Raw genomic sequence first — 23,602 nt, 5'->3', positions numbered from 1 at the left:
TTGTGCGGCCCTCGTTCCGGCTATTTGCGGATGAGGATGCTAAGCAGGAGAAGAGAGATGTCCAATAAGTTGCTATATGTCACGATGTAGTCACCTGCCTCATGATGTGGATCTACCTACTGGATGAGTACGACTAATCGGGGCTTGAGATACGATGGGCGCGGCTCCACAGCGATCAGCCGCCCCAGTTGCGTCAGCCAGGAGGCAGGACAGATGAACGACACGCCCGCGGCCCAGGCCGCCTTGCCGGCGCAGCCACCTCCCGGTGCGGCGGCAGCGGTGAACGGCGCGGGCGCGCCGGGTGAGTACCGGCCCGGCTACGAGGTCGTGGCGGAGCGGATTCTCGAGTTCATCGCCGAGAGCCGTCTGGTGGCGGGTGACCGGCTGCCCACGGAGAACGACCTGGCCCAGAGACTGAACACCAGCAGGGCGGTGGTGCGGGAGGCCGTGAAAATCCTTTCGGCGCTCGGCCGGGTCCGGGCGCACAAGGGGCGCGGACTGTTCGTCGCGGACGACGAGGGCATGCTCGTCACCAGCCGCTGGGGCGGCTTCTTCCGTCCCGTCGACCTGGATCACGTGCTGATGCTCTTCGAGTTCCGCCGGGTCCAGGAGATGGCCGCGAGCAGCCTGGCCGCCACCCGTGCCACGCCCGCCGAGCTGCGGACCATCGAGGTGGCCATGCAGCAGTGCCGGCACGGGTTCGTCCACGGTCAGGTCGAGGTGTTCAACCAGGGGGACGAGGACTTTCACATGGCCGTGGCCGCGGCCTCGCACAACACCTTCCTCGTCAGCGCCGTGCGCGACGCGCGACGACTGCAGCGGCAGTCCAGCGCGATCGGGATCCACGACACGCTCGGTGAAGGCACCGAGCCCGCGGTCGAGGAGCACGAGATGATCTACCGGGCCATTCGCGACGGCCGGCCCGACGAGGCGGCCGAGGCCACGGCGGCACATCTCGACAGGACGCTCGAGGACTACCGGCGGGAGATCCAGCGACGCCTGTTCGGATAGCGTTCCGGGGCGGAGTCCGTCAAGCGCAGGCGGCGGACCTTGCCCATTGGCGCGGGCGCCCTGGGCACCGGCATCGGACCGCTGGCCGTCGGAGCCGTCCTCGACGCGGCCGGGGCCGGGGTGCTCGGCGTCTTCCTGGCGCTCGGTACCGTCATCGCCTCGCTGCCCCTGCTCCGGATGACGGTGGCCGGCACGAAGGCATCGGCCGAGCGCGCGCTCACGCCCTCCTCCGCAGCCGGGACAGGGTGCACAGGCGGGTTGTACGACGGCTCGACGCCGTGAAAGCGGCCACACCCCTTGTCCTGCGTCAAGGGGCGGTGGCCGCTTCATGGCGTCGGGGCGTCTGTCGGGCGACGCCGCGGAGGGCACGTCCGGACTCGAGCCCGAGCTGCCGCATCACCGGCCGCAAATCCTCTGATACGGCACGTCGCCGACGTACGTCCGCCACTGCGCCCGTGTCAGATCGGCGTGCCCCGCGCGGGCGCAGACCTCGGCGACGCCCCCCCCGCACGACGTCGTGGAAGGACGTGTTCAGCTCGTTGAGCAGCTTGGCTGTGAGGGAGTCGTCGGAGCCCTCGAACATCGGCTCGTGCGAAGCCCTGGGAACGGAGCTTGTCGAGCATGGCTTTGGTGGTGCGGGGCCGGCCCCACGACGTGTCGTCAGGGCCGGCGTCCAGGCTGTTGCCCGGGTTCCAGCCCGGCCGCATCGCGGCCACCTGCGCCATCGCGTCATTGGACACCGCGGGCGCCGCGGCCGTCTGCGACCGGGAACCGTCGCCGAACGGGCCGAATTCCGTGCCGTATGCGAGAACGCCCGCGGCGAGCAACGCCAACGGGGCCCCACCACCAAGCCGAGCCTGCGCCTGCGGTGCCGGGCGGCCTGCTGCCTTGCCGCCATTACTCATCCGTTCTGCTCCCGGCCGTTCGGGGAACGGGGCCACGTACTGGCAGGACGTGACCCCGTTTCGCCGTCGGGTACGGCCTTGCGGGCGGCCGGTCAGACGCTGACGATCTGCCAGTCCTGGTTGGAGCCGCCGGTGCCGGGCCACTGGATGACATTGGCGCCGTCGGCGGTGGAGGCGTTGGCGACGTCGGCGTACCAGCCGGTGCGGACGTTGAGGAGCCGGTGGTAGCCGCTGGTGGCCGAGGGGACCAGCTTCCACCACTGGTTGTCACCGCCGTTGTCGGACTCCTGGGTCAGGGTGGCGCCCTGGGTGCCGCCCGGGCTCTGCAGGAGCTTGCCGCTCTTGACGTTGGCCAGGCGGAACGATCCGTCGGTGTTCGGCAGGAGGCTCCACTGCTGGTTGGTCCCGCCGCCGTAGGGCCACTGGATGAGAGTGGCGCCGTCGGCGGTCGAGGCATTGCTGACGTCCAGCGCCTTGCCGCTGTTGCGGTTGATCACCTTGTAGGTGCCCAGGTCCGCGGTGAAGGGCCGGTCGTAGACCTCCAGGTTGCGGATGGACGCGTACACTCCGGCCGGCAGCCCGGTGACGGTGACGCGGACATGGCGTGCCTGGGCCTGGAACACGGCCGTCTGGACCTGGCTCGTGCCGGTGGTGGCGGTGTTGTCGACGAGTGTCGTCCACGTGCTGTTGTCGGTGGAACCCTCTATCTTGTAACGGTAGTTGGTCTTGTCCAGCTCCCAGGCGATCCGGGTGCCGGTCAGCGAGCGGGTCGAGCCGAGGTCGACCTTGAGCCAGTGGCCGGTGTTGCCGTCGTTGGCGCACCAGCGGGTCGCGGTGGCCCCGTCGACCGCCTTCGCCGCGGTGTTGCCCTTGGAGGTCTCCTCGCTGTCGGCGGTCGCGGCCTTGCCGGCGGCGATGTCGCCCGGCTGCACGGAACGGTCCAGGGTGACGCCGACGACGCTGTCCTGGGGGTGGGTGGTGCGGTCGATGCCGTTGATCGTGACCCGGCCGTCGCTTGCCACCGAGAACGGCAGGTCGGCACCGGAGCGGACATCGAAGACCCGGGTGACCTGGGCGTCCCCGATCGACGGGGTGGTGAAGGCGGTGCCGCTGTAGCCGGGCAGCAGGTGGGTGTAGAAGGTGTTGTCCTTGTACGTGAAGCCGTACTGGCCGTCGACCGGGTTCCACGGTCCGCCGCGAGTGCCGTAGACGGACTGGCCGCAGGCACTCATGAAGGCGCCGATCTGCCGCAGCAGGCCGGCCTGGCCGTCGGAGACGGTGCCGTGCCGGTCCGGGCCGACGTTGACCATCGCGGTCATGTTCCGCACCCAGCAGTTGACCAGGATGTTCATGGCGGTGCCATAGCCCATGACAGCGGTGTTGGAGTAGCCCCACGTGCCGATGATGCTGAAGACCTTCTCGACGAGCCTGCCCGTGCGGATCGCCCCGGTCGGGACCCCCGGGCCCTCGTCGCTGTCGTAGTCGCCCTTCCAACCGGAGCGTGAGGTGGCGACGATGTCGGGCTGGTGCTTGCGGACCATGCCCATCAGTCCGAGCGGCCTGCCGCTGGAGTCCGTCTCGCCGTAAGTGGCGTCCACCGGCCACTGGTTGGCGCCGTCGCGGAACTGGCCGGGCTCCCAGAAGAACGCCCCGTCCGCGTCGCTGCCCTGCTCGGCGATCCAGCCGCCGTCCCACCACAGGTCGTCGATCACGCCGTACTGGGTGACGAGCTCCTTGACCGACTCGTACACCTCGGTCTTCATGATCCGCGCGTTCTCCTTGTGCGTCGGATCGGTGGTGTAATTCCAGGGGTTGCTCGCGCAGTTGGTGCCCGTGACGTCGTAGTAGCCGGGGTAGCGCCAGTCGATGGGCGAGTAGTACAGGCCCACCTTCAGCCCGGCCGCGCGCACCGCCGCCACGTAGTCCTTGACGAAGTCACGGTTGAGCGGTGCCTGTCCGGCGCTCCAGGCGTTGGGGTGGTTCAGCGGCCACAGCGCGAACCCGTCGTGGTGACGGGTGGTCAGCGTCGTGTACCTCGCTCCGAAGTCCTTCGCCAACTGCGCCCAGGCGGCCGGGTTGTAGGCGTCCGCGGTGAACTGTTCACTCGTCGCGTCGGTGACGTACTTCAGGTAGTCCGCGGGCATGACCGGCCCGTTGTGCATCCACCACTCGCCCTTGGCAGGGCCCGAGTAGACACCCCAGTGGATGAACATGCCCAGCTTGGCGTCCATCAGCCACTGGATCTTGGAGTCGGGCTGCTGCTCCAGGCCCAGGTCGACCTTGGGGATCCGCAGGGGAGGGAGCGGCAGGGGGGTGGCGGCCGTCGCCGCGTACGCGGGTGTCGCCAGCGCGGCGGAGCCGACCGTGGCGGCTACCGTCAGGGCCGCCATTCCGGCAAGAACTGATCTTCGTGAGATGGATTCCGGCACTGTGTACTCGTCCTGTTCGGTCGTCGGAACCCCGCCCGGAGTCGACCGCTGCGGGCAAGGCGGCAGCGCGGCTCGCGCCACTGATACATGGGATGTATTAACGAGCACGTTCGTTATCGTCGTCTAGTGCCGTGACAAAGTCCCTTACTCTTCACGCCACTTACATGTTCGGCGCTCGGGCGGCTAAGGTGAACATGGGATGTATTGAGCGAGGGGTGAGAAAGAGATCGGTCAGCTCGTCGCGCGGAGGGTGGCGTCGCTGTGGCCCGTCGCGCTGGTGACCGGGTCGAGTCGTGGCTCGTACGCGTAGTGCCGGATGTAGCGGTCGGGGTGGTCAGGGCCTGGCCGGTGAGGGGCAGGGACCCCTGGAGGGCAACGGGCCGAACCTGCGGTTCTCGACGCTGTCGGCGATCGACCCCCAGCGGGCCGTCGTGACCAGGCACCGGAGCTGGGTGAGCTGGACGGTTTCGCCGCCCTGCGCCGGTGGGCCGACTCCTGCATCGCCTCGCAGGACATGCTGCGCGGCGGATGCACGTTCGGCTCCCTCGCCTCCGAGGTCGTCAAGACCGACCCCTCCCATCGGGACGCGGTGGCCGACGGCTTCGAGCGGTGGCAGGCGCTGTTCACGCGCGGCCCGGGCAAGATGCGTGCGCGCGGCGAGCTGCGTCCGGAGGCCGATCCGGCCGCGCTCGCGCATCTGCTCACCGCCGCGTTCCAGGGTGGGCGCTGCTGGATCGCGCGGTCGGCGAGTCCACCCCCCTGCGGAACGCGCTGTACGGGGCTCTGGACTGCATCGAGTCGTTCGCCGCGGAGCGCTGACGGCGCCGCGGAGTGCGGACTTTCGAGAAGTCAGTGCTCAGGGAGCGCCCGAGACGGCCGGGCGGGGCGCCTGCTGTCGCCGGCCCCGTGCCGTGAGGGGGAGTCCCGTGAAGGCTTGATCGGCGACGCGCTCCAGCGCGGCAGTGTCGAGCCCGCCCCTGGCCAGCACCTCCATGCCCCGGTTGATCGCCATGAGCAGCTGGCTGATTTCGTGGGCGTCCGCGCCGGCGTCGAGGTCGCCATGCCGCTGCGCGGCCTGAACGCACTCGGTCAGTGAACTCTCGATCCTGCCGAGGGCCTGCTTGACACGGGCAGCAGCCTGCGGATCATGGTCGCTTCCCTCGACGACGAAGCCGGTCACCATGCAGCCGAGCCCGTCGGGGTCGTCGTGCACGAATCGCGCCGACCTGACGAGGTATGCGTGCAGCCGCTCCACCGCGGTGTCGTCGGGGCCGTCGAGTACGGCCGCCCAGGCGGTCTCGGTGCGGTCGCAGTACGCCTCCAGCGTCCGCAGGTACAGCTGGCTCTTGTCGCCGAACGCGGCATAGAGGCTGCCGCGACCGCGTGCTCAGGAGTGGGTCTGGCCGTCGGCCCGATCCTCGCCGGAGCCCTGCTCGAACACTTCTCCTGGCACGCCGTCTACATCGCCAACATCGTCATCGCGGGCACGGCCCTCCTCCTGGCCCCGGTCTTCGTGACCGAGTCCGGACACCCCACGCGCAAGCCCGATCTCGCGGGCCTTGTCCTGGGCACGGTGATGACGGCCTCCGCCACCTACGCGATCATCCAGGGCGGCGCCACCGGATACACCAAGGCGCCGATCGTCACCATGTACGTGGTCTTCGCGGTATCCCTGTTCCTGTTCGTGCGGGTGGAACTCCGTCACCCCGACCCCATGCTGGACCTGAGGCTCTTTCGGAGTGCCTCCTTCTCGGCCGTGATGGGCGTGGCCGCGGTCAGCGTGTTCGGACTGGTCGGTGTCGCCCTGCTCAGCGTGCTCTACATGGAACGCGTGGGACAGACCAGCCCCGTCGGCGTCGGCGTGCGCCTGCTGCCGCTGTTCGGTACGTTCCTCCTGGTCACCGTGGTGTCCGCCCGGGTGCTGGTGCACCGGGTCGGCCTCACCCCCTTGATCACCGCGGGTCTGGTCCTCATCGGAGCCGGCTCCCTCGCGCTGCTCGCGACCGACGCCTCGGGAGGGTACGGAGCGATGTGGCCCGGCCTGCTCATCGCGGGCATCGGCGCGGGCCTGCTCACGGCGCCTTCGACGGCCGCCGCGGTCAACAGTGTCCCGCCTCGACAGGAAGGCATGGCGGCGGCAGCGGTGAACATGGCCCGTCAGCTGGGTACCGTGCTCGGCCCCAGTGTGCTCGGAACCATCGTCACCAGCCGCTTCCCCAGAAACCTGCACGACCGTCTCGTCGAGGCGGACATCCCCTCGCCGAAGGCGGACAGGATCGTGGAGGGGGTGTCACACGGCGCCGGCGCGACAGCCCTCCCCGCGTCGCTCGCTCGTGTGGTGGGCACGGCGGTACCGAGGGCGTTCACCGACGCCGTGCACCTGGGCAACGTCACAGGCGGAGTCGTACTGATCGTCATGGCCGTGCCTGCGGCGCTGTTCGTCCGCCAGAAGGTTCACGGTCCCCGGACGTCCACCGAAGCGTGAGCGGTACGTCGACGGGACGGCGTGAGGCGCCCACCGGGCTTCTGGCCGCACAACGTTCCCCTGAACAGCCGGTGTCGATTCCTGAGCACGACCATCGACACCGGCACCACCCACGAACCGGGCACCGGTCGAAAGCACGGCCGGACCCCCGCGTCAGCTCGCGCGTGAAAGAGAGACACCGGCATGGCCAAATTCCTGCTCAGCGTCCACGTGCTGGGGGCGATCCTGCTCATCGGACCGGTCACCATCGCGGCGAGCTTGTTTCCGCGCTTCGCGCGCCAGGCGCTGAGTGACGGACCCGAGCGGGAATCGGCCAAGGGCTCGGTCCGGCTGCTGCACCGGATCTGCCGGGTCTACGCCGTGGCCGGCGTCTCCGTCCCGGCCTTCGGTGTCGGCACCGCCGAGGTGATGGGCGTGATGGGCAGTGCCTGGGTCATCGCCTCCATGGCTCTGACGGTGGCAGCCGCAATCCTGCTGGGCATCGCGGTGCTCGGAACCCAGGACGACGTGGTCGACCAGCTCGACAAGTCCGACACGACGCTGAGCGCCAGGCAGTCCCTCATCACCCGGCTGCCCCGCCTGTCGCTGATCACCGGCCTGTTCGCCCTCGCCTGGCTGATCGTGGTGGTCCTGATGATCGTCCGCCCCGGCTCGACGACCCGGGCATGACGGCTCAGCCACCGCAGTGAACCCCGGCGGAACTGCCCCAGACGGGTTCATCCACGTGTCCTCGGCAGCGCGGCGGCCGGCGTGCGTTGGCGAAGGCTGCATCCGCGGCCTTCGAAGGATCCAGCCGGCCCCGGAAGGTGCAGCCGGTCTGTCGGGTTGCCTGGAGTGCAGGAGAGCCTCCAGGCAACCGACTTGAGGCTCTAGAAGAAGCCGAGCTTCTTCGGCGAGTACGAGACCAGGAGGTTCTTCGTCTGCTGGTAGTGCTCCAGCATCATCTTGTGCGTCTCGCGGCCGATTCCCGACTGCTTGTAGCCGCCGAACGCGGCGTGTGCCGGGTACGCGTGGTAGCAGTTGGTCCACACCCGGCCGGCCTGGATCGAACGGCCCGCACGGTACGCGGTGTTGATGTCGCGGGTCCAGACGCCCGCGCCGAGGCCGTACAGGGTGTCGTTGGCCATCTTGATCGCGTCGTCGAAGTCGTCGAAGGACGTGACCGAGACGACCGGGCCGAAGATCTCCTCCTGGAAGATCCGCATCCGGTTGTCGCCCTCGAAGATGGTCGGCTGGACGTAGTAGCCGCCCTTCAACTCGCCGTCGTAGTCGATGCGTTCGCCGCCGGTGAGGACCCTCGCCCCTTCCTGCCGGCCGATGTCCAGGTAGGAGAGGATCTTCTCCAGCTGGTCGTTGGAGGCCTGGGCGCCGATCATCGTGTCGGTGTCGAGCGGGTGCCCCGGCGTGATCTGGCGGGTGCGGGCGACCGCCGCCTCCATGAACTCGGCGTAGTGGCCGTGCTGGACGAGGGCGCGGGACGGGCAGGTACAGACCTCACCCTGGTTGAGCGCGAACATCGTGAACCCTTCGAGGGCCTTGTCGCGGAAGTCGTCGTCGTGCGCCCAGACGTCGTCGAAGAAGATGTTCGGGGACTTGCCGCCCAGTTCGAGCGTGACCGGTTTGATGTTCTCGGAGGCGTACTGCATGATCAGCCGCCCGGTGGTGGTCTCGCCGGTGAAGGCGACCTTGGCCACCCGCGGGCTGGACGCGAGCGGCTTGCCCGCCTCCACACCGAACCCGTTGACGATGTTCACCACGCCCGGCGGCAGCAGGTCCGCGATCAGGCTCATCCAGTAGTGGATGGAGGCCGGGGTCTGTTCGGCGGGCTTGATGACGACCGCGTTGCCGGCCGCGAGGGCCGGTGCGAGCTTCCACGTGGCCATCAGGATGGGGAAGTTCCAGGGGATGATCTGTGCGACGACCCCGAGCGGTTCGTGGAAGTGGTACGCCACCGTGTCGTCGTCGACCTCGCCCAGCGAACCCTCCTGCGCGCGGATCGCCCCCGCGAAGTACCGGAAGTGGTCGATCGCCAGGGGGATGTCGGCGGCCAGCGTCTCGCGCACCGGCTTGCCGTTCTCCCAGCTCTCGGCGACCGCGAGCGGTTCGAGGTGGGCCTCCATCCGGTCGGCGATCTTCAGCAGGATGTCGGAGCGCTCCGTCACCGACGTACGGCCCCAGCCCGGCGCGGCCGCGTGCGCCGCGTCCAGCGCCCGCTCCACGTCCTCGGCGGTGCCCCGCGCCACCTCGGTGAACGGCTCCCCGTTCACCGGCGACGGGTTCTCGAAGTACTGCCCGCGGGCCGGCGGCACGTACTCGCCGCCGATGAAGTGGTCGTAGCGCGCCTGGTAGGAGACGATCGCGCCCTCGGTGCCGGGCGCCGCGTAACGGGTCATGGTGGCCTGCCTCCTTGCAGATGCGCTGCCCTCCGTCGGGCAGCTCCCGGCGCGGAGGCTAGGGGAGCGGACGTTGCGCCCACGTTGCGCCGCAGGCCGGTGTCAGCCGGCCGGCGCCGTGAGCTCCGCCTCCAGGGCCGCCAGCCGGGACCGTACGACCGCCGTCGGCCGCACCGCCGCGAGCGCCCGCCACACCTCGACGTCGTCCTCGCCCCACGGCGCGTGCGCCCAGCCGGCCAGCAGGTCGGGGTCCTGGCACGCGATCAGCGCGGCCCGCAGCCCGTCCGCCAGCCGCTGCCTGAACCGTACGACCGCGGGCGCCTGCGAGCCCGGCAGCAGCGGGCCGGTGTACGCCCCCGCGGCGGCCGTCACCGCGCCCGCCTCCAGCCGCCGCTCCACCACGGTCGCGTCCGACTCGACCGGCGCCGCCAGCCGGTACGGGCGGGAGGCGAGCAGCCTCGGGCCCAGCAGCCGGCGCAGCCGGACCAGTTCCGCCCGCAGTGTCACCGGCGTCACCGACTCGTCCTCGTACAGCGCGCACAGGAGCTCGTCACCGGTCAGCCCCTCCGGGTGGCGCGACAGCAGCACCAGCAGCTCGCTGTGCCGGCGGCCGAGCCGGATCCGGCGGCCGTCCAGCCGGAGCTCGGCCTCGTCACGGCCGAGCGCCGTCAGCGCCGGCGGCTCGTCGGCCGGCACCGGCGGATCGAGCAGCGCCAGCTGCGACTCCGCGGCCCGCGCCACCGCCTGGACGAAGCCCAGGCTGTGCGGATGTGCCAGCCGGTCGCCGCCGGTGATGTCGACGGCGCCCAGCACCCGTCCGGTACGCGGATCGTGCACCGGGGCCGCCGCGCACGTCCACGGCTGCACCCGGCGGATGAAGTGCTCCGCGGCGAACACCTGCACCGGCCGGTCCACGGCCACCGCCGTTCCCGGCGCGTTGGTCCCGACCGCGGTCTCCGACCAGCGCGCGCCCGGCACGAAGTTCATCCGGTCCGCCCGGCGCCGGGTCGCCGGATGCCCCTCGACCCACAGCAGCCTGCCGTCCGCGTCGCACACCGCCAGCAGGTGCTCGCCGTCCGCCGCGAACGTGCCCATCAGCTCCCGGAACAGCGGCATCACCCGGGCCAGCGGATGCTCCGCCCGATACGCACCGAGGTCACCGTCCGTCAGCTCCACGCGCGCCGCGCCGTCCGGTCCCACCCCGGCCCGCGCGGAGCGCCGCCATGACTCGGCCACCACGGACCGCACCGGGCGCGGCACGGTGCCTGCCGTGGTGAACGTCTCGTGTGCCCGGCGCAGCACCCGGACGCGCTCGACAGGGTCGGCCCCCGGCTCCAGGGCCACCCACGGATCGGTCAACTCGGCCTCCCGACGGCGATGCGGCTGGGGACATCGTCACTCGGGGTGTTCGCGCCGACAACCGTTTGGACCGGCCTCCCTCCGAAGACGGCCTCACCGGCCTCACCGCCAGGGGGCGGCCGACCGGGCTCACTGCTCGGACAGGCCCACCAGTCTCATGTAGCGGACCCAGTCCCAGTGCTTCCCCGGATCGGTGTGGTCGGTCCCCGGCACCTCGACATGGCCGATGACGTGCTCCCGGTCCTTCGGGATGCCGTATCTCTCGCAGATCGACGCCGTCAGCCGCGCCGACTCCCTGTACAGGGCGTCGGTGAAGTACTCCGGCTTGTCCACCCAGCCCTCGTGCTCGATGCCGATGCTCCGCGTGTTGTAGTCCCAGTTTCCCGCGTGCCAGGCCACGTCGGTCTCCCGCACGCACTGCGCGACATGCCCGTCGGCCGAGCGCACCAGGTAGTGCGCGGACACCCGCTTCTTCGGGTTCTGGAAGATGGACAGCGTGCCGGCGTACGCCTGCTGCGTGACATGGATGATCACTCGGTCGATCGCGTACTCGTCGGGGCGCAGAGCCGGTGTCCGGTTCTCGCTGCTCGCCGCCTGCCACTCGGCCGACGGATAGTCGACGACCCCGGTCTGCGCGCCCGCCCGGCCCGCGGGGAGCAGTGTGTAGGGGACGGCGGCGAGCGCCGCGCCCTTCAGGAGCCGTCGCCTGCTGGGGAGCGGTCGTACCCGGTCCATGGGTGGGGTGCCTTTCGGAAGCGTGCTCGAAGCACGGGGGGAGTCGAGGGCGGTCAGCGGCGCAGGGCCGCCGCCGTCTCGCGCAGTCGCGCATGCAGTCCGCGGTAAGTCTCGCGCGCCGGCAGCCACTCCTTGCGGAGCTTGGCCACACACGTGTAGTTGGTGTCGCACACGTTGGCCAACGGCGATTCCACCGCCTGGGTCGTGTACTGGTACGCGTCGAGCTCGCCGAACCCGTAGTCGCGCACCAGCCACTGCACCAGGTCGAGCTGCGATATCCGGAAGGCGTCCTCCAGCGGACGCGCCGACCCCGTCGAGACGATGTGCGTGTCCGACTCCAGCCGGGGCCACGGCGTCGCGATCCCCTTCAGGAGCTCGACGACCACCACGGTGTTCATCGCGCACTCCACGGCCACCCCACAGGTCTCGCCCTCGCCCTGCCGGGCGTGCCCGTCGCCGAGGCTGAGCAGGGCGCCCTCGACGTTGACCCCGAGGTAGCAGGTGACGCCGGCGCGCATCTCGGGCGTGTCCATGTTCCCGCCGTGCGCGTCCGGCACCAGGGCCGAGCGCACCTCCAGATTCGCGGGGGCCACTCCGACCGTGCCGTGCATCGGGTCCAGCGGCAGCTCCAGCTCGAGGTCGCCCTCGTGTGCCCGGAACAGGGCCGTGCGCCGGGTCCGGTCCAGCTGCCAGATCCAGACCTTCTCCGGGAGCGGCGGTTGGAGGGAGGCCGTCGTGTGCGTCGAGGTGAGCGCGCCGAACAGGGGGACCGTCGTCGACGCCGCCCAGTCCCGGGCCGGTTCGATCGACACGAAGTGCACGGCGACGGTGTCGCCCGGCTCCGCGCCCTCGATGTGGAAGGGGCCCGTCTGCGGATTGAGGAACGGGAACTCGCACACCTCGGACACCAGGTCCTTCTCCGACCGTACCCGGCCGGCGAAGCAGTCCTCCGTGTACAGGTCGAGGACCGTGCCGGGCGCGATCCGCGCCACCGGCGGCGCCCCGCCGAACGTCCAGGCGTAGTCGTCCGGTCCGGGCCGGACGGTGAGGATCCGGGGATCGGTCATAGCGGTGGTGCTCCGTTCTGTGCGGCGAGGGTGCCTGAGGTGTCCTCTTCGAGGTGGACCCGCGCGGTCTCGGCTATGCGCTCGGGGTGACGGCGGATCAGCACCAGAAGGACGACCACTCCGATCGCCATCCAGGCCCCGACCACCGGACCGGCGTAGGACACCGGGGCGGTCAGCTTCGTCACGAAGCCGAAGACGGGCAGACCGGCCGCGGTGAGCAGGGCAGGGACGAAGGCCACGGTGCCCAGCAGGGGGAGGAGCAGGTGCCGTACGGGCTTGAGGGACGGGCGGCCGCGGCGCAGGAAGTAGCCGGCGCAGGCGAGGTTGACGACGATGTAGACGCCGATGACGACCGTCACGATCACCGTGGCCAGCAGCAGGAACGCGGTCACCGGGTCGTAGCCGAAGCCCAGCCCCAGTACCGCGCCGACCGCCACGACCGTCTGGACCGCGATGCCGGCGACGGGGGAGCGGTACCGGGGGTGGAGCGTGGCGAGGACGCGGGGGAGGACCCGGATGCGGCCCAGGGCGAAGGCCGTCCGCGTGGAGACGTTGGCGCAGGCGTTGGCGTTGGCGATCGTCGAGTTCACGACCGCGAGGAACACCAGCACCCAGAAGAGCCCGAAGGAGGCCCGGGCGACGCCCTCCCAGGACGCCTCGCCCGTCGCCCCGAAGGAGGCGAACCTGTCGGGCCCGAAGTACACGCTCATCGCATAGGTCGTCACCACGTAGAACAGGCCGATCCCCAGGGCCGCGCCGAGCACCGCGCGGTGCATCGTGCGGCGTGGGGCGCGGGTCTCCTCGGCGAGCGGAGCGGCCGCCTCGAAGCCGGCGAACGCCAGCACGGTGTAGACGGAACCGGCGAAGACCCCGCTGACCCCTCCGTAGCCGTCCGCCGTGTGCGAAGTACCGAAAACGGAGAGGGTGTTGTGGCCGCCGGCCCGGATGATCAGCCATCCCGCGAAGACGAGGAACACCGCGATCTCGAAGATCCCGAGGACGGTCCCGAAGCGGGCCGAGGCCTGCACCCCCAGATATCCGGCGACGGCGATGACGGCGGCGCCGGCCAGCGCCCACGGCCACCACAGGCCGGCCGGCCAGGAGGCCCACTCGTCGTGCAGCGTCCCCGCCGCGGTGAACCCGAGCTGGAGCAGCAGCAACGGCGGAACCAGCGCCTCCACGAACACGTAGCCCCAGCCGACCAGGAAGCCCACGGCAGGATGCAGCCCCTGCGCCGCGTACGTGGCCACGGAGCCGGCCGCGGGCAACTCCCGCGCCAGCTCGGCCACGCACGACGCGGTGAACAGGCAGGCCACCAGGGCGATCACCACGGCCAGCGGCAGGCTGCCCCCGGCGAACGCCGCCCCCGCCGGAATGGACGCGGCGACGGCGGCGGCAGGCGCCATCGCCGTGACGCTCTGGAACAGCACCTCCCGCAAGCCCACCGCGTCCCGCCGTAGCCCCGCGGCCGCCTCTCCCGACATACGTCCCCCCTGACGTGCGTGTTCCCCTCGTTCCGGCGGATGCCTCGCGTGAATCACGGTACGGCGCTTGCGGGTTGGGCAGAAGAGCGCCTGGTGGTTCCGTGGACGAGCCGGGGACTGTGGACAACCGCACCACCCGGACGAGTGAGCGGGGGAGCCTCAGACGGGCTCTCCCTCGCGCAGATACGCGAAGGAGCCCGAACCGGCCGCCGCATGGAGCGCGACCAGGGCCGCACGCGGCGCGACCAGGGGGGTCGCCGCCAGCTCCTCCAGGGAGACCAGCGCATACCGGTCGTGCTCGTCGCTGAGTCGTACCGCGGTCTCGTCGGCGAGGAGCCCGCCGTCGAAGAAGCAGTCCAGCACGGGGCCGGTGCCGTCCACATCGGCCCGATGGTCGATACCGAGGAGCCGGGGCGCCGGACCGAGAACGATGCCGGTCTCCTCCAGCATCTCCCGGCGGGCAGCGGTCCGCGGATCCTCACCGTGGTCGAGCATCCCGCCCGGCAGCCACCACTCGCCCGCCACCGGCTGGCCGGGGCCGTAGCGCAACAGCAGGACGCGATCACGTTCGTCCCGCAGGAACACGCACGACGCGATGAGGGCTTGGGGCTGGGTCCTGATCCACTCCTCGCGGGGAACCCACTCGGCCACGCGAACCTCCCGGAGTCCGACGGAACTTCAGGGTGACTCCCCACGGCGTGGCCGCCCCGAACCACCGGGCGCGAAGGCGGAGACTTTCGGCCGCGCCTCGGTCAGACCCGCTCAGCCACGGTCGCCGGATCGTCCAGGACGGCCCGGATCACCGAGTGGGCCGCGCCCAGCAGGGGGCCCTCGGAGCCCAGCCGGGAGACGGAGACCGGGCAGGCCGGGCCCGTCGTGCGGTCGGCGAGTTCGGCTTCCAGGGACGGCAGGAGCCAGGGGGCGAGGCCGGCCAGAGCGCCGCCCAGGACCACGGACTCGGGGTCGAGGAGGTTGACGGCGCCGGTCAGGGCGATCCCCAGGGCCTTACCGGCGTCCCGCAGTGCGTGTCGTACGCCCTCGTGGTCCGCGCCCGCCCGCTGCGCGAGCAGTCCCACCGCGTCCTCGCGGGATTCGAGGCCGGCCGCGCGCAGCACCGCCTCCTCGCCGGCGTACTGCTCGAGGCACCCGCGCCCGCCGCAGGCGCAGCGTGGCCCGTCCGGGTGGACCGGGACATGGCCGAGCTCGCCCGCGAAACCGCGTTTCCCGCGCAGCAGCTGTCCGTCCACCACGACGGCGGCGCCGATGCCGATCTCCGCCGACACGTGCAGGAAGTCGTGGGGAGTCGCGTCCCCGAGCCACAGCTCGGCCAGGGCGCCGAAGTTGGCCTCGTTGTCCACCGTCGGCGGGAGGTCGGCGGGCAGCAGCGCGGCCAGGTCGGTGTCGTGCCAGTCGAGGTTAGGGGCGCGGACGACCGTGTGCCCGTCGCGGGCCACCAGGCCGGGGACGGCGACCGCCAGACCGGCGGCCCACAAGCCGTGCTGTTCCGCGTCCGCCGCGACCCGCCGGACCAGTTCCGTCAGCTCCGCCACGACGGGGCGCGGATCCCGGCCCCGATTCGGACCGTGCCGCACGGCACGCGCGCGTACCTCACCGCGCAGGTCCACCGCGCACACGGCGAGATGGTCGACCCCGACCTCCGCGCCGAGACCGGCCGGCCCGTGCCCGCTCACCGCGAGCGCCGACCCCGGCCGCCCGACCCGGCTGGGCCGCTCGGGCCCCAGCTCCTCCAGCAGCCCCCAGCGGATCAGCTCGTCGACGAGGGTCGAGACGGCCGCTCTGGTGAGGCCGATGCGTGAGGCGACCGCGGCCCGCGACAGCGAGCCCTCCGCGCTGACCGCGTGCATCACGCGCGCGAGGTTGCGCCGGCGCATCCCCTGCTGGGTGTCCGGCAGGGCACGGCCGGTCGCCGTCGGGCGGGCCTCGTGCAGTGGTGCGGTCATGCCTCCATCAATCCTCTGGGCTGTCCTCGGCCGATCAGCCGATCGGCCGATCCTGCGGACCGTTCTGGACCGTTCCCTGCCGATCAGCGGTTCTCCGGCGCCCGCTCCAGCAGCGGCGCCGCGTCGGAGAGTACCCCGGAGATCCTGGCCAGCGTCGCCGCGTCCCGCTCGACCGCGTCCAGCACGGGCCCCGCGGCCGTGTTCCAGCGCCGTGCCACCGCCGCCGGGTCTTCGCCGGTGAGCAGCCCTGCCGCCTGCGCGGCGGCGCCGAGGGCGACCAGCTCCTTCGCCTCGGGCACCTGCACCGGTCGCCCCGACAGCCGCCGTACCGTCTCCTGCCAGGCCCGGCCCCGGGCGCCGCCGCCGATCAGCAGCAATGGCGTGGTCCGGTCGGCGTCCTCGTCGAGCACCAGGTCCAGGGCGCCCAGCAGGGCGTGCACGGCGCCGTCGTAGGCGGCCTGGAGGAACTGGCCCGCGGTGGTGTCGTGGCGCAGGCCGTGCAGCAGGCCGGAGGCTTGGGGCAGGTTCGGGGTGCGCTCGCCGTCCAGATACGGCAGCAGGGTCACCGAGGTGCCGGGCTCGACGGCCTCGCGGTCCAGGCCGAGCAGCGCCGCGACCCGGTCGACCGCGAGGGTGCAGTTCAACGTGCAGGCGAGCGGCAGCCAGTCGCCGTGCGCGTCGGCGAAGCCCGCCACCGTACCGGTCGGGTCCGCGGGGCGGTGCCTGGAGACGGCGTACACCGTGCCCGAGGTGCCGAGGCTCAGCACGGGGGTGCCCGGACGCAGTCCGAGCCCCAGCGCGGCCGCCGCGTTGTCACCGGTGCCGGGCGCCACCAGGGTGCCCTTGGAGAACGGCAGGTCATGGCTGTCCCGTACCGTGCCGGCGACCTCGCCCGGCCGGACCACCCGGGGCAGGAACGCCGGGTCCAGGCCCACGTGGGCCAGGGTCTCCTCGTCGTACGCCTCGGTCGCCGACGCCCACCAGCCGGTGCCGGAGGCGTCGCCGCGGTCGGTGGTGCCCTGCCCGGTCAGGCGCTCGGTGAGGTAGTCGTGGGGGAGCCGGACGGCCCTGGTCGCCCGGACCGCCTCCGGTTCGTGCTCCGCCAGCCAGGCCCACTTGGTGACCGTGAACGACGCGCCCGGCACACTTCCGGTCCGCTCCGCCCAGGCCTTCGGGCCGCCCAGCTCCTCGATCAGCCGCTGGGCCTGCGGCGCCGAACGGACGTCGTTCCACAGCAGCGCGGGCCGCACCGGCTCGCCGCGCTCGTCCAGCGTGACCAGGCCGTGCTGCTGGCCGCCGATGGACACGGCCGCCGCCTCGTGCGCGGCGTCCCCGCACTGGCGCAGCGCCTCGCACAGCGCGTCCCACCACTGGCGCGGATCACTCTCCCGGCCCGCGCCGGTGGTCACGGTGTGCGGCGCCTGGCCGCTGGCCACGACCTCGCCGGTGGACGCGTCGACGACCAGCGCCTTGGTGGACTGGGTGGACGTGTCCACGCCGACGACGAGCGGACCCTCGGCTGCTGACATCGGGCTCTCTCCCTTTTTCCGCGGCTCGCGGTTTATCTGACCTGCAGTTTTCCCGGTTCGTCGGGGTGTCGCGACCCGGTTTTCGTCCTTCGGGGACAGGGTGACCCTTCCCAGGGACGCGTTGGCATACTAATTTGTAAACCGCGATGACGAAATAGTCGGCACGACAGTCATCCACCAGTCATCCACCGCAGTCATCGAGCACAGCCCCCGAGCAAGGAGCCGCGGCATGAGCTTCCAGCCCACCCCCGAGGACAGGTTCACCTTCGGCCTGTGGACCGTCGGCTGGCAGGGAAGGGACCCGTTCGGCGACGCCACGCGCCGCGCCCTCGACCCCGTCGAGACGGTCCAGCGCCTGTCCGAACTGGGCGCCCACGGTGTGACGTTCCACGACGACGACCTGATCCCCTTCGGGTCCTCGGACACCGAGCGCGAGTCGCACATCAAGCGCTTCCGTCAGGCCCTCGACGCCACCGGCATGAAGGTGCCGATGGCGACCACCAACCTCTTCACCCACCCGGTCTTCAAGGACGGCGCGTTCACCGCGAACGACCGTGAGGTGCGCCGCTACGCGCTGCGCAAGACCATCCGCAACATCGACCTGGCCGTCGAGCTGGGCGCCGAGACATACGTCGCCTGGGGCGGCCGCGAGGGCGCCGAGTCCGGCGCCGCCAAGGACGTCCGGGTCGCTCTCGACCGCATGAAGGAGGCCTTCGACCTCCTCGGCGAGTACGTCACCTCCCAGGGCTACGACCTGCGCTTCGCCATCGAGCCCAAGCCGAACGAGCCGCGCGGCGACATCCTGCTCCCCACCGTCGGCCACGCCCTCGCCTTCATCGAGCGCCTGGAGCGCCCCGAGCTGTACGGCGTGAACCCCGAGGTGGGCCACGAGCAGATGGCCGGCCTGAACTTCCCGCACGGCATCGCGCAGGCCCTGTGGGCCGGCAAGCTCTTCCACATCGACCTCAACGGCCAGTCCGGCATCAAGTACGACCAGGACCTGCGTTTCGGCGCCGGCGACCTGCGTGCCGCCTTCTGGCTGGTCGACCTTCTGGAGAGCGCCGGCTACGACGGCCCGAAGCACTTCGACTTCAAGCCGCCGCGGACCGAGGACCTCGACGGTGTGTGGGCGTCGGCCGCCGGCTGCATGCGCAACTACCTGATCCTCAAGGAGCGCGCGGCCGCCTTCCGCGCGGACCCGGAGGTCCAGGAGGCTCTGCGCGCCTCCCGGCTGGACCAGCTGGCCCAGCCGACCGCCGCGGACGGCCTCCAGGCACTCCTCGCCGACCGCACGGCCTTCGAGGAGTTCGACCCGGAGGCGACCGCCGCGCGCGGGATGGCCTTCGAGCGCCTCGACCAGCTGGCGATGGACCACCTGCTGGGCGCCCGGGGCTGAACACGCACGCGCGCGTGAGGGCGGCTTCCGAAGCGGGGCCCGCACGCGCGCGTGTCGCATTTTGCGGACGCATGGCTGGTTCGCACCGGAAATGCTCCGGAATCGTACGGTCCATGGCATCAGTCCGTGTCAACTCCCGTGCAGGGCTCGCGCGATGACCGGAACACGGTGACTCTTGGCGGTATGGCCATGCCGCCCGTACCGCCACGACCGCCCGGCCCGCCGGACGGCACTCCGCCGCCAGGCGGAGGCTACGACCCGCCTCCGTCCACGGGTTACGACCCGCCTCCGTCCACGGGTTACGACCCGCCTCCGTCCACGGGTTACGACCCGCCTCCGTACGGGGGTTTCGGACCGCCCGTGGGCGACGGCTTCGGCGCCCCTCCCGGCGACCAGGATCCGCCCACCGCCGTCGGCTGGATGCCGCCACGTCCGCCGGGGCCGCCTCGCCGGCGCCGGGGCCCGTTGTTCGCCGTCCTGGCCCTGCTGGCGCTCGCGGCGGCCGTCGCCGCCGTCGTCCTGATGACGTCCGGCGGCGACGGCTCGACCGACGAGAAGCCCGGCGCGAGCAGCCCGAGCCCGTCCGGCCCGGCCGGCCCTTCGCTCAGCCTCCCGACCGGGCTGCCCAGCAGCCTGCCGTCGAACCTGCCGAGCGAACTCCCTTCGCAGTGGCCCTCACAGCTGCCCAGTGAGCTGCCGAGCGGTCTGGACTCCCTGCTGCCCTCACTGCTGGGGTAGCCACGGCCCTATGGGCCACAGCCTTCTCGGTCACAGCCCCTGGGGCAGCCGGACGTACACCAGGGTCGTCTCGATGCCGCTGTCGACGAGGCGGCCCTGGGCGTCGAACGCCCCCGCGCCGTCGGTCATCCCGAAGTCGTTGTCGTTGATCAGGGCCAGCGTGTCGTGGTCCACGCGCGCGATGCCCTCGATCTTCAGCGGTACCCCGGTCACCGTGTTCAGGTCGACCACTAGACGCTTGCCGAGGACCGGGACTCCGGTGGCGGCCGGGTCGTCCAACTGCTCCAGCGACGGGGACGTGGTGGCGTCGTCGTAGGCGCCCCCGAGGATGTCCGACCTGTGGTCCAGCCTCACCACCTCCAGCCGTGCCGCCTTGTCGGTGCGCTCCTCGACGAGCACCCGGTCGCCGCCGACCGCGACGATCGACGAGATCTTCAGCTCGGAGGTGTCGTCCTCGCTCGGGTCGACCACGTTCACCGGGTCGAAGCGGTAGGCGTATTCGGCCGTGACCGCCTTCTTCCGGGGCGAGAAGCGCAGCAGGCGGGTCGTGCGCGAGGCGTCCCTCGCGTCCCCGTCGGGCAGGGAGAGCGGGCTCTGCAGGGCCATCACGAGGTCCCCGTCGGGCAGCAGGGCCAGCCCCTCGAAGCCGCGGTTGATCTTCCGGTGCAGGAAGACGGACGGCAGGGCCTCGACCACCGGGTAGTCGGTGCCGGTGAGGTTCAGCCCCTTCGGCACGTAACGGGTGAGGACCTCCCCGCGTGCGGAGACATGGACCAGGGACGGGCCGTACTCGTCGACGAGCCAGAAGGTGTCGTCCGCCGCGCGCACGATGCCCTCGGTGTCCAGGCCGTTCGGGTCGTACGACAGCGCGGTCCTGGCGTCGTAGGAGTACGGCGCCTCGTCCCGGCTCGCCTGGTCGGGCAGCCCGGTGACGGCCTTGCCGGAGGACGTCGTGATCGGGATCGCGTCGAGCACCTTGATGGCGTCGCCGGAGACGCGGATCTTCACGATCGCCGGGTCGAAACCGGGCACCGGGAAGGTCCGGCGCTTCTTGCCGTCCACCTTGATCTGGCCGTTGGGGCCGCGGTCGGTGACCGTCCAGTACTCGCCCTTGCGGCCGGCCGGGTAGATGTCGCTGCCGATGCCGCCGAGGTCCACGCCCCGGTCGTTGTCCACGCTGCCCGGGAGCAGCGCGTTGCTGAAGGTGCCCAGCGGGATGTCGCCGAGGGTGGCGGTGCGGGTGACGTGCGCCGCGCCGGACGGCGAGGCCTCGGCCGTGCCCGCCGCCATGAGTGCGGCGGCAAGGGCCAGGGGCAGCCCGGTCGCGACGGAACGGTGGACGCGGCGCCTGCCGGTGGCGTGCGGGGACATCGGGCCTCCTGGTGACAAGTTCGTTGGCAGCGGCCAGAGTTGGGCTTCAGGAGGAACGTCGCACGACTGCTCGGTGAACGCAGGGCGGCCGCCACTCGGCGGATCACCGGTTTTCGGCCCCCTGGCGGCGGACCGTCGGATTCCGCCCGTGTCCGGCTGCCGCCCGCTCCGCCGCCGCGGCGCCGCCGTTCCGGGACGCCTACCGCAGCGTCCGGAACCACCGCACCACGGCGGCGGTGCTCGCCTGCTGGGATCCGAGATGGCGGGAACCGCCGTAGTCCGGGGTGCCGAGGTCGACCCGTGGGGCGTCGACGCCTTGGGAGCGCAGGGCGGTGTGGCAGTGGGCCGTGTTCGTGTTGCCGGCCTGCTCGTCCCCGTCGGCGTAGTAGAGCCTGATCGGAGCCCGCGGCGCCCGGTCGGCGCACACGCTGTCCGTGGTCCGCAGGGCCGCCGCCAGCCGTCCGGTGGGGTGGGCCGGCATCGCCCGGCCCCGGGCGGTGAGCAGCGCGTCGAGCGAGTCCGGGGTGCCGGCCACGACCTCCTGACCGGTGTGCGTGCCGTCCAGCAGGCCCTCGACCGTGCGGTCGTACGGCGCCCGGAACACCTGGGCCGGAGTGTCGTACAGGTGGTGCAGGCGGTTGAGGGCGACCAGGGCCGGCGCCGTGTAGATCACGCTCGCCTTCGGGTCCGTGCGCCCGGCCGGCAGTGCGGGAATCTCCGCGTCCCGGAATGCGTAGGCGCCGCTGACGGGTGCCACCGCGCGCGGCCGGAACCAGCGGTCGGCCCCATCCCGCAGCGAACGGGCCAGCCCCAGTGCCGCCGACGCGCCCTGGGAGAAGCCGGTGACCAGTACCCCGCGGCGCATCTCCCGGCCCCGCTGCGCCGCGACGGTGCGGGACGCCCGCAGCATGTCCGGGGCGGCCCTCGTCTCCGAGGGCACGTCCATCCAGGGGTGGGGGCCGGGGCCCAGGCCCGGTCCGAGATAGTCGCGGAGCACCGTGGCGAACCCGGCGGAGGCATAGTCAAGGCCGGCGCCTGGCCCCAGACGTCGGTCGAGACGGAGGCGATGTCGTCCTTGAACAGTTCGGTGCCGTGCGTGAACGACACCGCCTGCAGACGCCGTTCACCGCTGCGCGGCAAGGCCGGCAGCCCGCTGGCGGTGGTGGGCCGGCCGTGCGGATCCACTGTGCGGTAGACGCTCCGGAAGGCGTCCAGGCCGTAGCGCACGGCGCCGGTGTCCCACGCCCCCGCAGCCACCGGCCATCCGGCCAACCGGCCTGTGCGGGTGGGGTTTTCCGCCGGGCCGGGGCGCCCCTGCCCGTCCGGCGCGCAACCGGGCCGGAATGGTTACGCTGAGGGCGCGGCTGCTTCACAATCTGTTCGACTCGACACTCAGGGGCAAGTAGGGGGCGCTCGTCAGGGATGTCTCAGGGTCGCGGTCCGGAACCGCGGGAAGCGCGGACCCGTTTTCAGATCAGAGAGCGGCAAGGGCCGCGAAGGAGGCGACGCTGATGTCGAAGAACGCGAAGATCGCCGCAGGAGGTGTGGCGGTCGGGCTCATCCTGCTGATATGGCTGCCCTGGTGGGTGACGTTCCTGATCGTGGTGGGCGTCCCGGTGGCCGCGTACCTCACCCTCGACCCCTCGCAGCGGCGCAGGCTGCGTCGGGTCACGCGCAAGGAGATCGGCCGCTGAGCCGCCTGCCCGGGGCCGCCTGACCCGCCGTGTGCGGCAGAGGCGGCCCGGGAGGGCTCACAGGGGCCGTACGGCCATCTTGTCGAGGGCTTCCAGAAGGCCGGGGAGCTCGGGACCCCGGCCGACCGGCAGAACCTCGCCGGGCTCCTCGTCGAGGAGCACGAAGGCGATGTCGTCGGTGCGGGCCACCAGCGACCAGCCGGGCCCGTCCGCGCGCAGCGTACGCGCGTCGCCCGGGGCGAACGACGAGCGGACCCGGCCCAGCGGCGGAGGCGTGTCCACGTAGGCCCACGCCTCGGCCAGGACCCGCCGGACTCCGACGTGACCCTTCGGGGCCGCCTCGGCGTCCTGTGGAGCCTCCTCGGCGGCTTCTGGGGCCTCGGCGGCCGCCGCCGGTGCCGGGAAGTGGTCGTCGCTGATCTGTTCCCGCCAGATCGCCCACTGGAGGGCGATCTCGTCCGCGCCCAGCCGCCGCTGCGCCGGACCCCAGGTGCTGGTGTCCGGCGGGGTCAGCGGGGCCTGGTCCGCCACCTCCGGGCCGGGGTCGTGCGGCGCGGGCACGTTGGGAGCCGCCACGGCGACCGCCAGCGGCCAGCCGGGCAGGGCGGCGACCACCGTGCGCTCGTCCGGCGACAGGTCGTACTCCATGCCGCAGTCCCAGGACGCGATCGCCACGGCGACCAGCGAGACGTCGTCGATGACGACCGTCCAGCGTGCCCCTCCGCCGTCCTGGCCGATCACCAGGCCGTACCCGTCGGCGCGCGGCGCCAGCTCCAGCGCCGCGCACGCCTCCGGATAGTCGTCGCCCAGCACACTCGGAAACTTCGCCGGCGTCAGCAGCACCGCCGTGAGCACATACAGTGCCTCGTCCGCGGCGACGGCCTCCTCGTCAGTCCCGGCCATCCCTGCCTCCCCAGTGGTTCGTCCAACGGCGCGCACCCTAGTGCGACGGGAAGCCCGTTGTCACGACCGGCCACTCCACGCGGAGCTGCAGGTTTCCGTCGGGACGGGACGAAACGGCCTCGGCGGCCCGCACGAGCCACGG

At 71.7% G+C, this 23,602-nt stretch carries 20 protein-coding genes and 1 pseudogene; 8 read left to right on the top strand and 13 right to left on the bottom strand.

The features are described 5' to 3' along the window. Nucleotides 1-213: 213 nt before the first annotated feature. Both ACFY0P_RS27005 and ACFY0P_RS27000 read left to right on the top strand, forming a co-directional pair. Entirely contained in the window at nucleotides 214-1,011 is a 798-nt protein-coding gene (locus ACFY0P_RS27005; RefSeq protein ID WP_388918134.1) for a FadR/GntR family transcriptional regulator, read from the top strand. Nucleotides 1,012-1,050: 39 nt separating this feature from the next. Further along, entirely contained in the window at nucleotides 1,051-1,293 is a 243-nt protein-coding gene (locus tag ACFY0P_RS27000) for a hypothetical protein (protein WP_388918130.1), read from the top strand. A 715-nt stretch (nucleotides 1,294-2,008) separates the two neighbouring features. On the opposite strand, the gene ACFY0P_RS26995 is transcribed toward ACFY0P_RS27000, so the two are convergent. Beyond that, complete coding sequence (locus tag ACFY0P_RS26995) at nucleotides 2,009-4,306, bottom strand: alpha-L-fucosidase (RefSeq protein WP_388918127.1); 2,298 nt, start codon at nucleotides 4,304-4,306, stop codon at nucleotides 2,009-2,011. Nucleotides 4,307-4,859: 553 nt separating this feature from the next. Between ACFY0P_RS26995 and ACFY0P_RS26990 the strand changes: the two are divergent. Beyond that, nucleotides 4,860-5,009: pseudogene (locus ACFY0P_RS26990) on the top strand (TetR family transcriptional regulator C-terminal domain-containing protein); the annotation flags it as partial. Nucleotides 5,010-5,201: 192 nt separating this feature from the next. Here ACFY0P_RS26990 and ACFY0P_RS26985 read toward each other — a convergent pair. Continuing rightward, complete coding sequence (locus tag ACFY0P_RS26985; protein ID WP_388918124.1) at nucleotides 5,202-5,558, bottom strand: TetR family transcriptional regulator C-terminal domain-containing protein; 357 nt, start codon at nucleotides 5,556-5,558, stop codon at nucleotides 5,202-5,204. Between the two features lie 27 nt (nucleotides 5,559-5,585). Here ACFY0P_RS26985 and ACFY0P_RS26980 point away from each other — a divergent pair, with 27 nt between their 5' ends. Next, nucleotides 5,586-6,830, top strand: coding sequence for an MFS transporter (locus ACFY0P_RS26980; protein ID WP_388918121.1), 1,245 nt, complete (start codon nucleotides 5,586-5,588; stop codon nucleotides 6,828-6,830). A gap of 183 nt (nucleotides 6,831-7,013) precedes the next feature. Beyond that, nucleotides 7,014-7,499, top strand: coding sequence for a DUF2269 family protein (locus ACFY0P_RS26975; protein ID WP_388918118.1), 486 nt, complete (start codon nucleotides 7,014-7,016; stop codon nucleotides 7,497-7,499). A 200-nt stretch (nucleotides 7,500-7,699) separates the two neighbouring features. Here the strand turns inward: ACFY0P_RS26975 and ACFY0P_RS26970 are convergent, their stop codons facing one another. The 8 genes from ACFY0P_RS26970 to xylB all read right to left on the bottom strand — a co-directional run bounded on the left by ACFY0P_RS26970 (nucleotide 7,700) and on the right by xylB (nucleotide 17,358). Continuing rightward, on the bottom strand, nucleotides 7,700-9,223 hold the full coding sequence (locus tag ACFY0P_RS26970) for an aldehyde dehydrogenase family protein (RefSeq protein WP_388918115.1): 1,524 nt from the start codon (nucleotides 9,221-9,223) through the stop codon (nucleotides 7,700-7,702). A gap of 102 nt (nucleotides 9,224-9,325) precedes the next feature. Next, nucleotides 9,326-10,582: a GAF domain-containing protein gene (locus tag ACFY0P_RS26965; protein WP_388918112.1), complete on the bottom strand. Its 1,257-nt coding sequence runs from the start codon at nucleotides 10,580-10,582 to the stop codon at nucleotides 9,326-9,328. Between the two features lie 129 nt (nucleotides 10,583-10,711). Next, nucleotides 10,712-11,317: an N-acetylmuramoyl-L-alanine amidase gene (locus ACFY0P_RS26960; protein WP_388918109.1), complete on the bottom strand. Its 606-nt coding sequence runs from the start codon at nucleotides 11,315-11,317 to the stop codon at nucleotides 10,712-10,714. Nucleotides 11,318-11,370: 53 nt separating this feature from the next. After that, a complete protein-coding gene (locus ACFY0P_RS26955) occupies nucleotides 11,371-12,384 on the bottom strand; it encodes an acetamidase/formamidase family protein (protein ID WP_388918106.1) in 1,014 nt (337 codons plus the stop codon). Then, nucleotides 12,381-13,868, bottom strand: coding sequence for an APC family permease (locus tag ACFY0P_RS26950; RefSeq protein ID WP_388918104.1), 1,488 nt, complete (start codon nucleotides 13,866-13,868; stop codon nucleotides 12,381-12,383). Before ACFY0P_RS26950 ends, ACFY0P_RS26955 begins: the two co-directional genes overlap by 4 nt. 159 nt (nucleotides 13,869-14,027) lie before the next feature. Then, complete coding sequence (locus ACFY0P_RS26945; protein ID WP_388918101.1) at nucleotides 14,028-14,519, bottom strand: NUDIX hydrolase; 492 nt, start codon at nucleotides 14,517-14,519, stop codon at nucleotides 14,028-14,030. Between the two features lie 101 nt (nucleotides 14,520-14,620). Further along, complete coding sequence (locus tag ACFY0P_RS26940) at nucleotides 14,621-15,829, bottom strand: ROK family protein (RefSeq protein WP_388918098.1); 1,209 nt, start codon at nucleotides 15,827-15,829, stop codon at nucleotides 14,621-14,623. Between the two features lie 83 nt (nucleotides 15,830-15,912). Continuing rightward, a complete protein-coding gene (xylB, locus tag ACFY0P_RS26935) occupies nucleotides 15,913-17,358 on the bottom strand; it encodes a xylulokinase (protein WP_388918096.1) in 1,446 nt (481 codons plus the stop codon). 229 nt (nucleotides 17,359-17,587) lie between these two features. Between xylB and xylA the strand changes: the two genes are divergently transcribed. Together xylA and ACFY0P_RS26925 are read left to right on the top strand one after the other, a co-directional pair. Further along, nucleotides 17,588-18,754, top strand: a complete 1,167-nt coding sequence (gene xylA / locus ACFY0P_RS26930) for a xylose isomerase (RefSeq protein ID WP_388918094.1) — start codon at nucleotides 17,588-17,590, stop codon at nucleotides 18,752-18,754. Between the two features lie 360 nt (nucleotides 18,755-19,114). Next, nucleotides 19,115-19,492 (top strand): hypothetical protein, encoded by a 378-nt coding sequence (locus ACFY0P_RS26925; RefSeq protein WP_388918091.1) that lies wholly within the window; start codon nucleotides 19,115-19,117, stop codon nucleotides 19,490-19,492. A 30-nt stretch (nucleotides 19,493-19,522) separates the two neighbouring features. Here ACFY0P_RS26925 and ACFY0P_RS26920 read toward each other — a convergent pair whose 3' ends face one another. Together ACFY0P_RS26920 and ACFY0P_RS26915 are read right to left on the bottom strand one after the other, a co-directional pair. Beyond that, nucleotides 19,523-20,863: an esterase-like activity of phytase family protein gene (locus ACFY0P_RS26920; protein ID WP_388918088.1), complete on the bottom strand. Its 1,341-nt coding sequence runs from the start codon at nucleotides 20,861-20,863 to the stop codon at nucleotides 19,523-19,525. 199 nt (nucleotides 20,864-21,062) lie between these two features. Beyond that, nucleotides 21,063-21,860 carry a hypothetical protein gene (locus ACFY0P_RS26915; RefSeq protein ID WP_388918086.1) on the bottom strand — a complete coding sequence of 266 codons (798 nt, stop codon included), beginning with the start codon at nucleotides 21,858-21,860 and terminating at the stop codon, nucleotides 21,063-21,065. Between the two features lie 514 nt (nucleotides 21,861-22,374). Here ACFY0P_RS26915 and ACFY0P_RS26910 point away from each other — a divergent pair. Then, entirely contained in the window at nucleotides 22,375-22,557 is a 183-nt protein-coding gene (locus tag ACFY0P_RS26910; protein ID WP_181809683.1) for a hypothetical protein, read from the top strand. Between the two features lie 57 nt (nucleotides 22,558-22,614). Here ACFY0P_RS26910 and ACFY0P_RS26905 read toward each other — a convergent pair whose 3' ends face one another. Then, nucleotides 22,615-23,460 carry a hypothetical protein gene (locus tag ACFY0P_RS26905; RefSeq protein WP_388918083.1) on the bottom strand — a complete coding sequence of 282 codons (846 nt, stop codon included), beginning with the start codon at nucleotides 23,458-23,460 and terminating at the stop codon, nucleotides 22,615-22,617. Nucleotides 23,461-23,602: the final 142 nt, after the last annotated feature.

This window comes from Streptomyces sp. NPDC001714, assembly GCF_042892755.1.
Taxonomy (GTDB): domain Bacteria; phylum Actinomycetota; class Actinomycetes; order Streptomycetales; family Streptomycetaceae; genus Streptomyces.
The sequence above is the reverse complement of the archived record's forward strand: the minus strand, read 5'-3'. Positions and strand labels throughout refer to the sequence as shown.

Bases quoted from the DNA above. Each gene is read 5' to 3' on its own strand.
- ACFY0P_RS27005 (WP_388918134.1), top strand. From the start codon at position 214: ATGAACGACACGCCCGCGGCCCAGGCCGCCTTGCCGGCGCAGCCACCT.
- ACFY0P_RS26995 (WP_388918127.1), bottom strand. From the start codon at position 4,306: ATGGCGGCCCTGACGGTAGCCGCCACGGTCGGCTCCGCCGCGCTGGCG.
- ACFY0P_RS26975 (WP_388918118.1), top strand. From the start codon at position 7,014: ATGGCCAAATTCCTGCTCAGCGTCCACGTGCTGGGGGCGATCCTGCTC.
- ACFY0P_RS26970 (WP_388918115.1), bottom strand. From the start codon at position 9,223: ATGACCCGTTACGCGGCGCCCGGCACCGAGGGCGCGATCGTCTCCTAC.
- ACFY0P_RS26960 (WP_388918109.1), bottom strand. From the start codon at position 11,317: ATGGACCGGGTACGACCGCTCCCCAGCAGGCGACGGCTCCTGAAGGGC.
- ACFY0P_RS26955 (WP_388918106.1), bottom strand. From the start codon at position 12,384: ATGACCGATCCCCGGATCCTCACCGTCCGGCCCGGACCGGACGACTAC.
- ACFY0P_RS26950 (WP_388918104.1), bottom strand. From the start codon at position 13,868: ATGTCGGGAGAGGCGGCCGCGGGGCTACGGCGGGACGCGGTGGGCTTG.
- ACFY0P_RS26940 (WP_388918098.1), bottom strand. From the start codon at position 15,829: ATGACCGCACCACTGCACGAGGCCCGCCCGACGGCGACCGGCCGTGCC.
- xylB (WP_388918096.1), bottom strand. From the start codon at position 17,358: ATGTCAGCAGCCGAGGGTCCGCTCGTCGTCGGCGTGGACACGTCCACC.
- xylA (WP_388918094.1), top strand. From the start codon at position 17,588: ATGAGCTTCCAGCCCACCCCCGAGGACAGGTTCACCTTCGGCCTGTGG.
- ACFY0P_RS26920 (WP_388918088.1), bottom strand. From the start codon at position 20,863: ATGTCCCCGCACGCCACCGGCAGGCGCCGCGTCCACCGTTCCGTCGCG.
- ACFY0P_RS26910 (WP_181809683.1), top strand. From the start codon at position 22,375: ATGTCGAAGAACGCGAAGATCGCCGCAGGAGGTGTGGCGGTCGGGCTC.
- ACFY0P_RS26905 (WP_388918083.1), bottom strand. From the start codon at position 23,460: ATGGCCGGGACTGACGAGGAGGCCGTCGCCGCGGACGAGGCACTGTAT.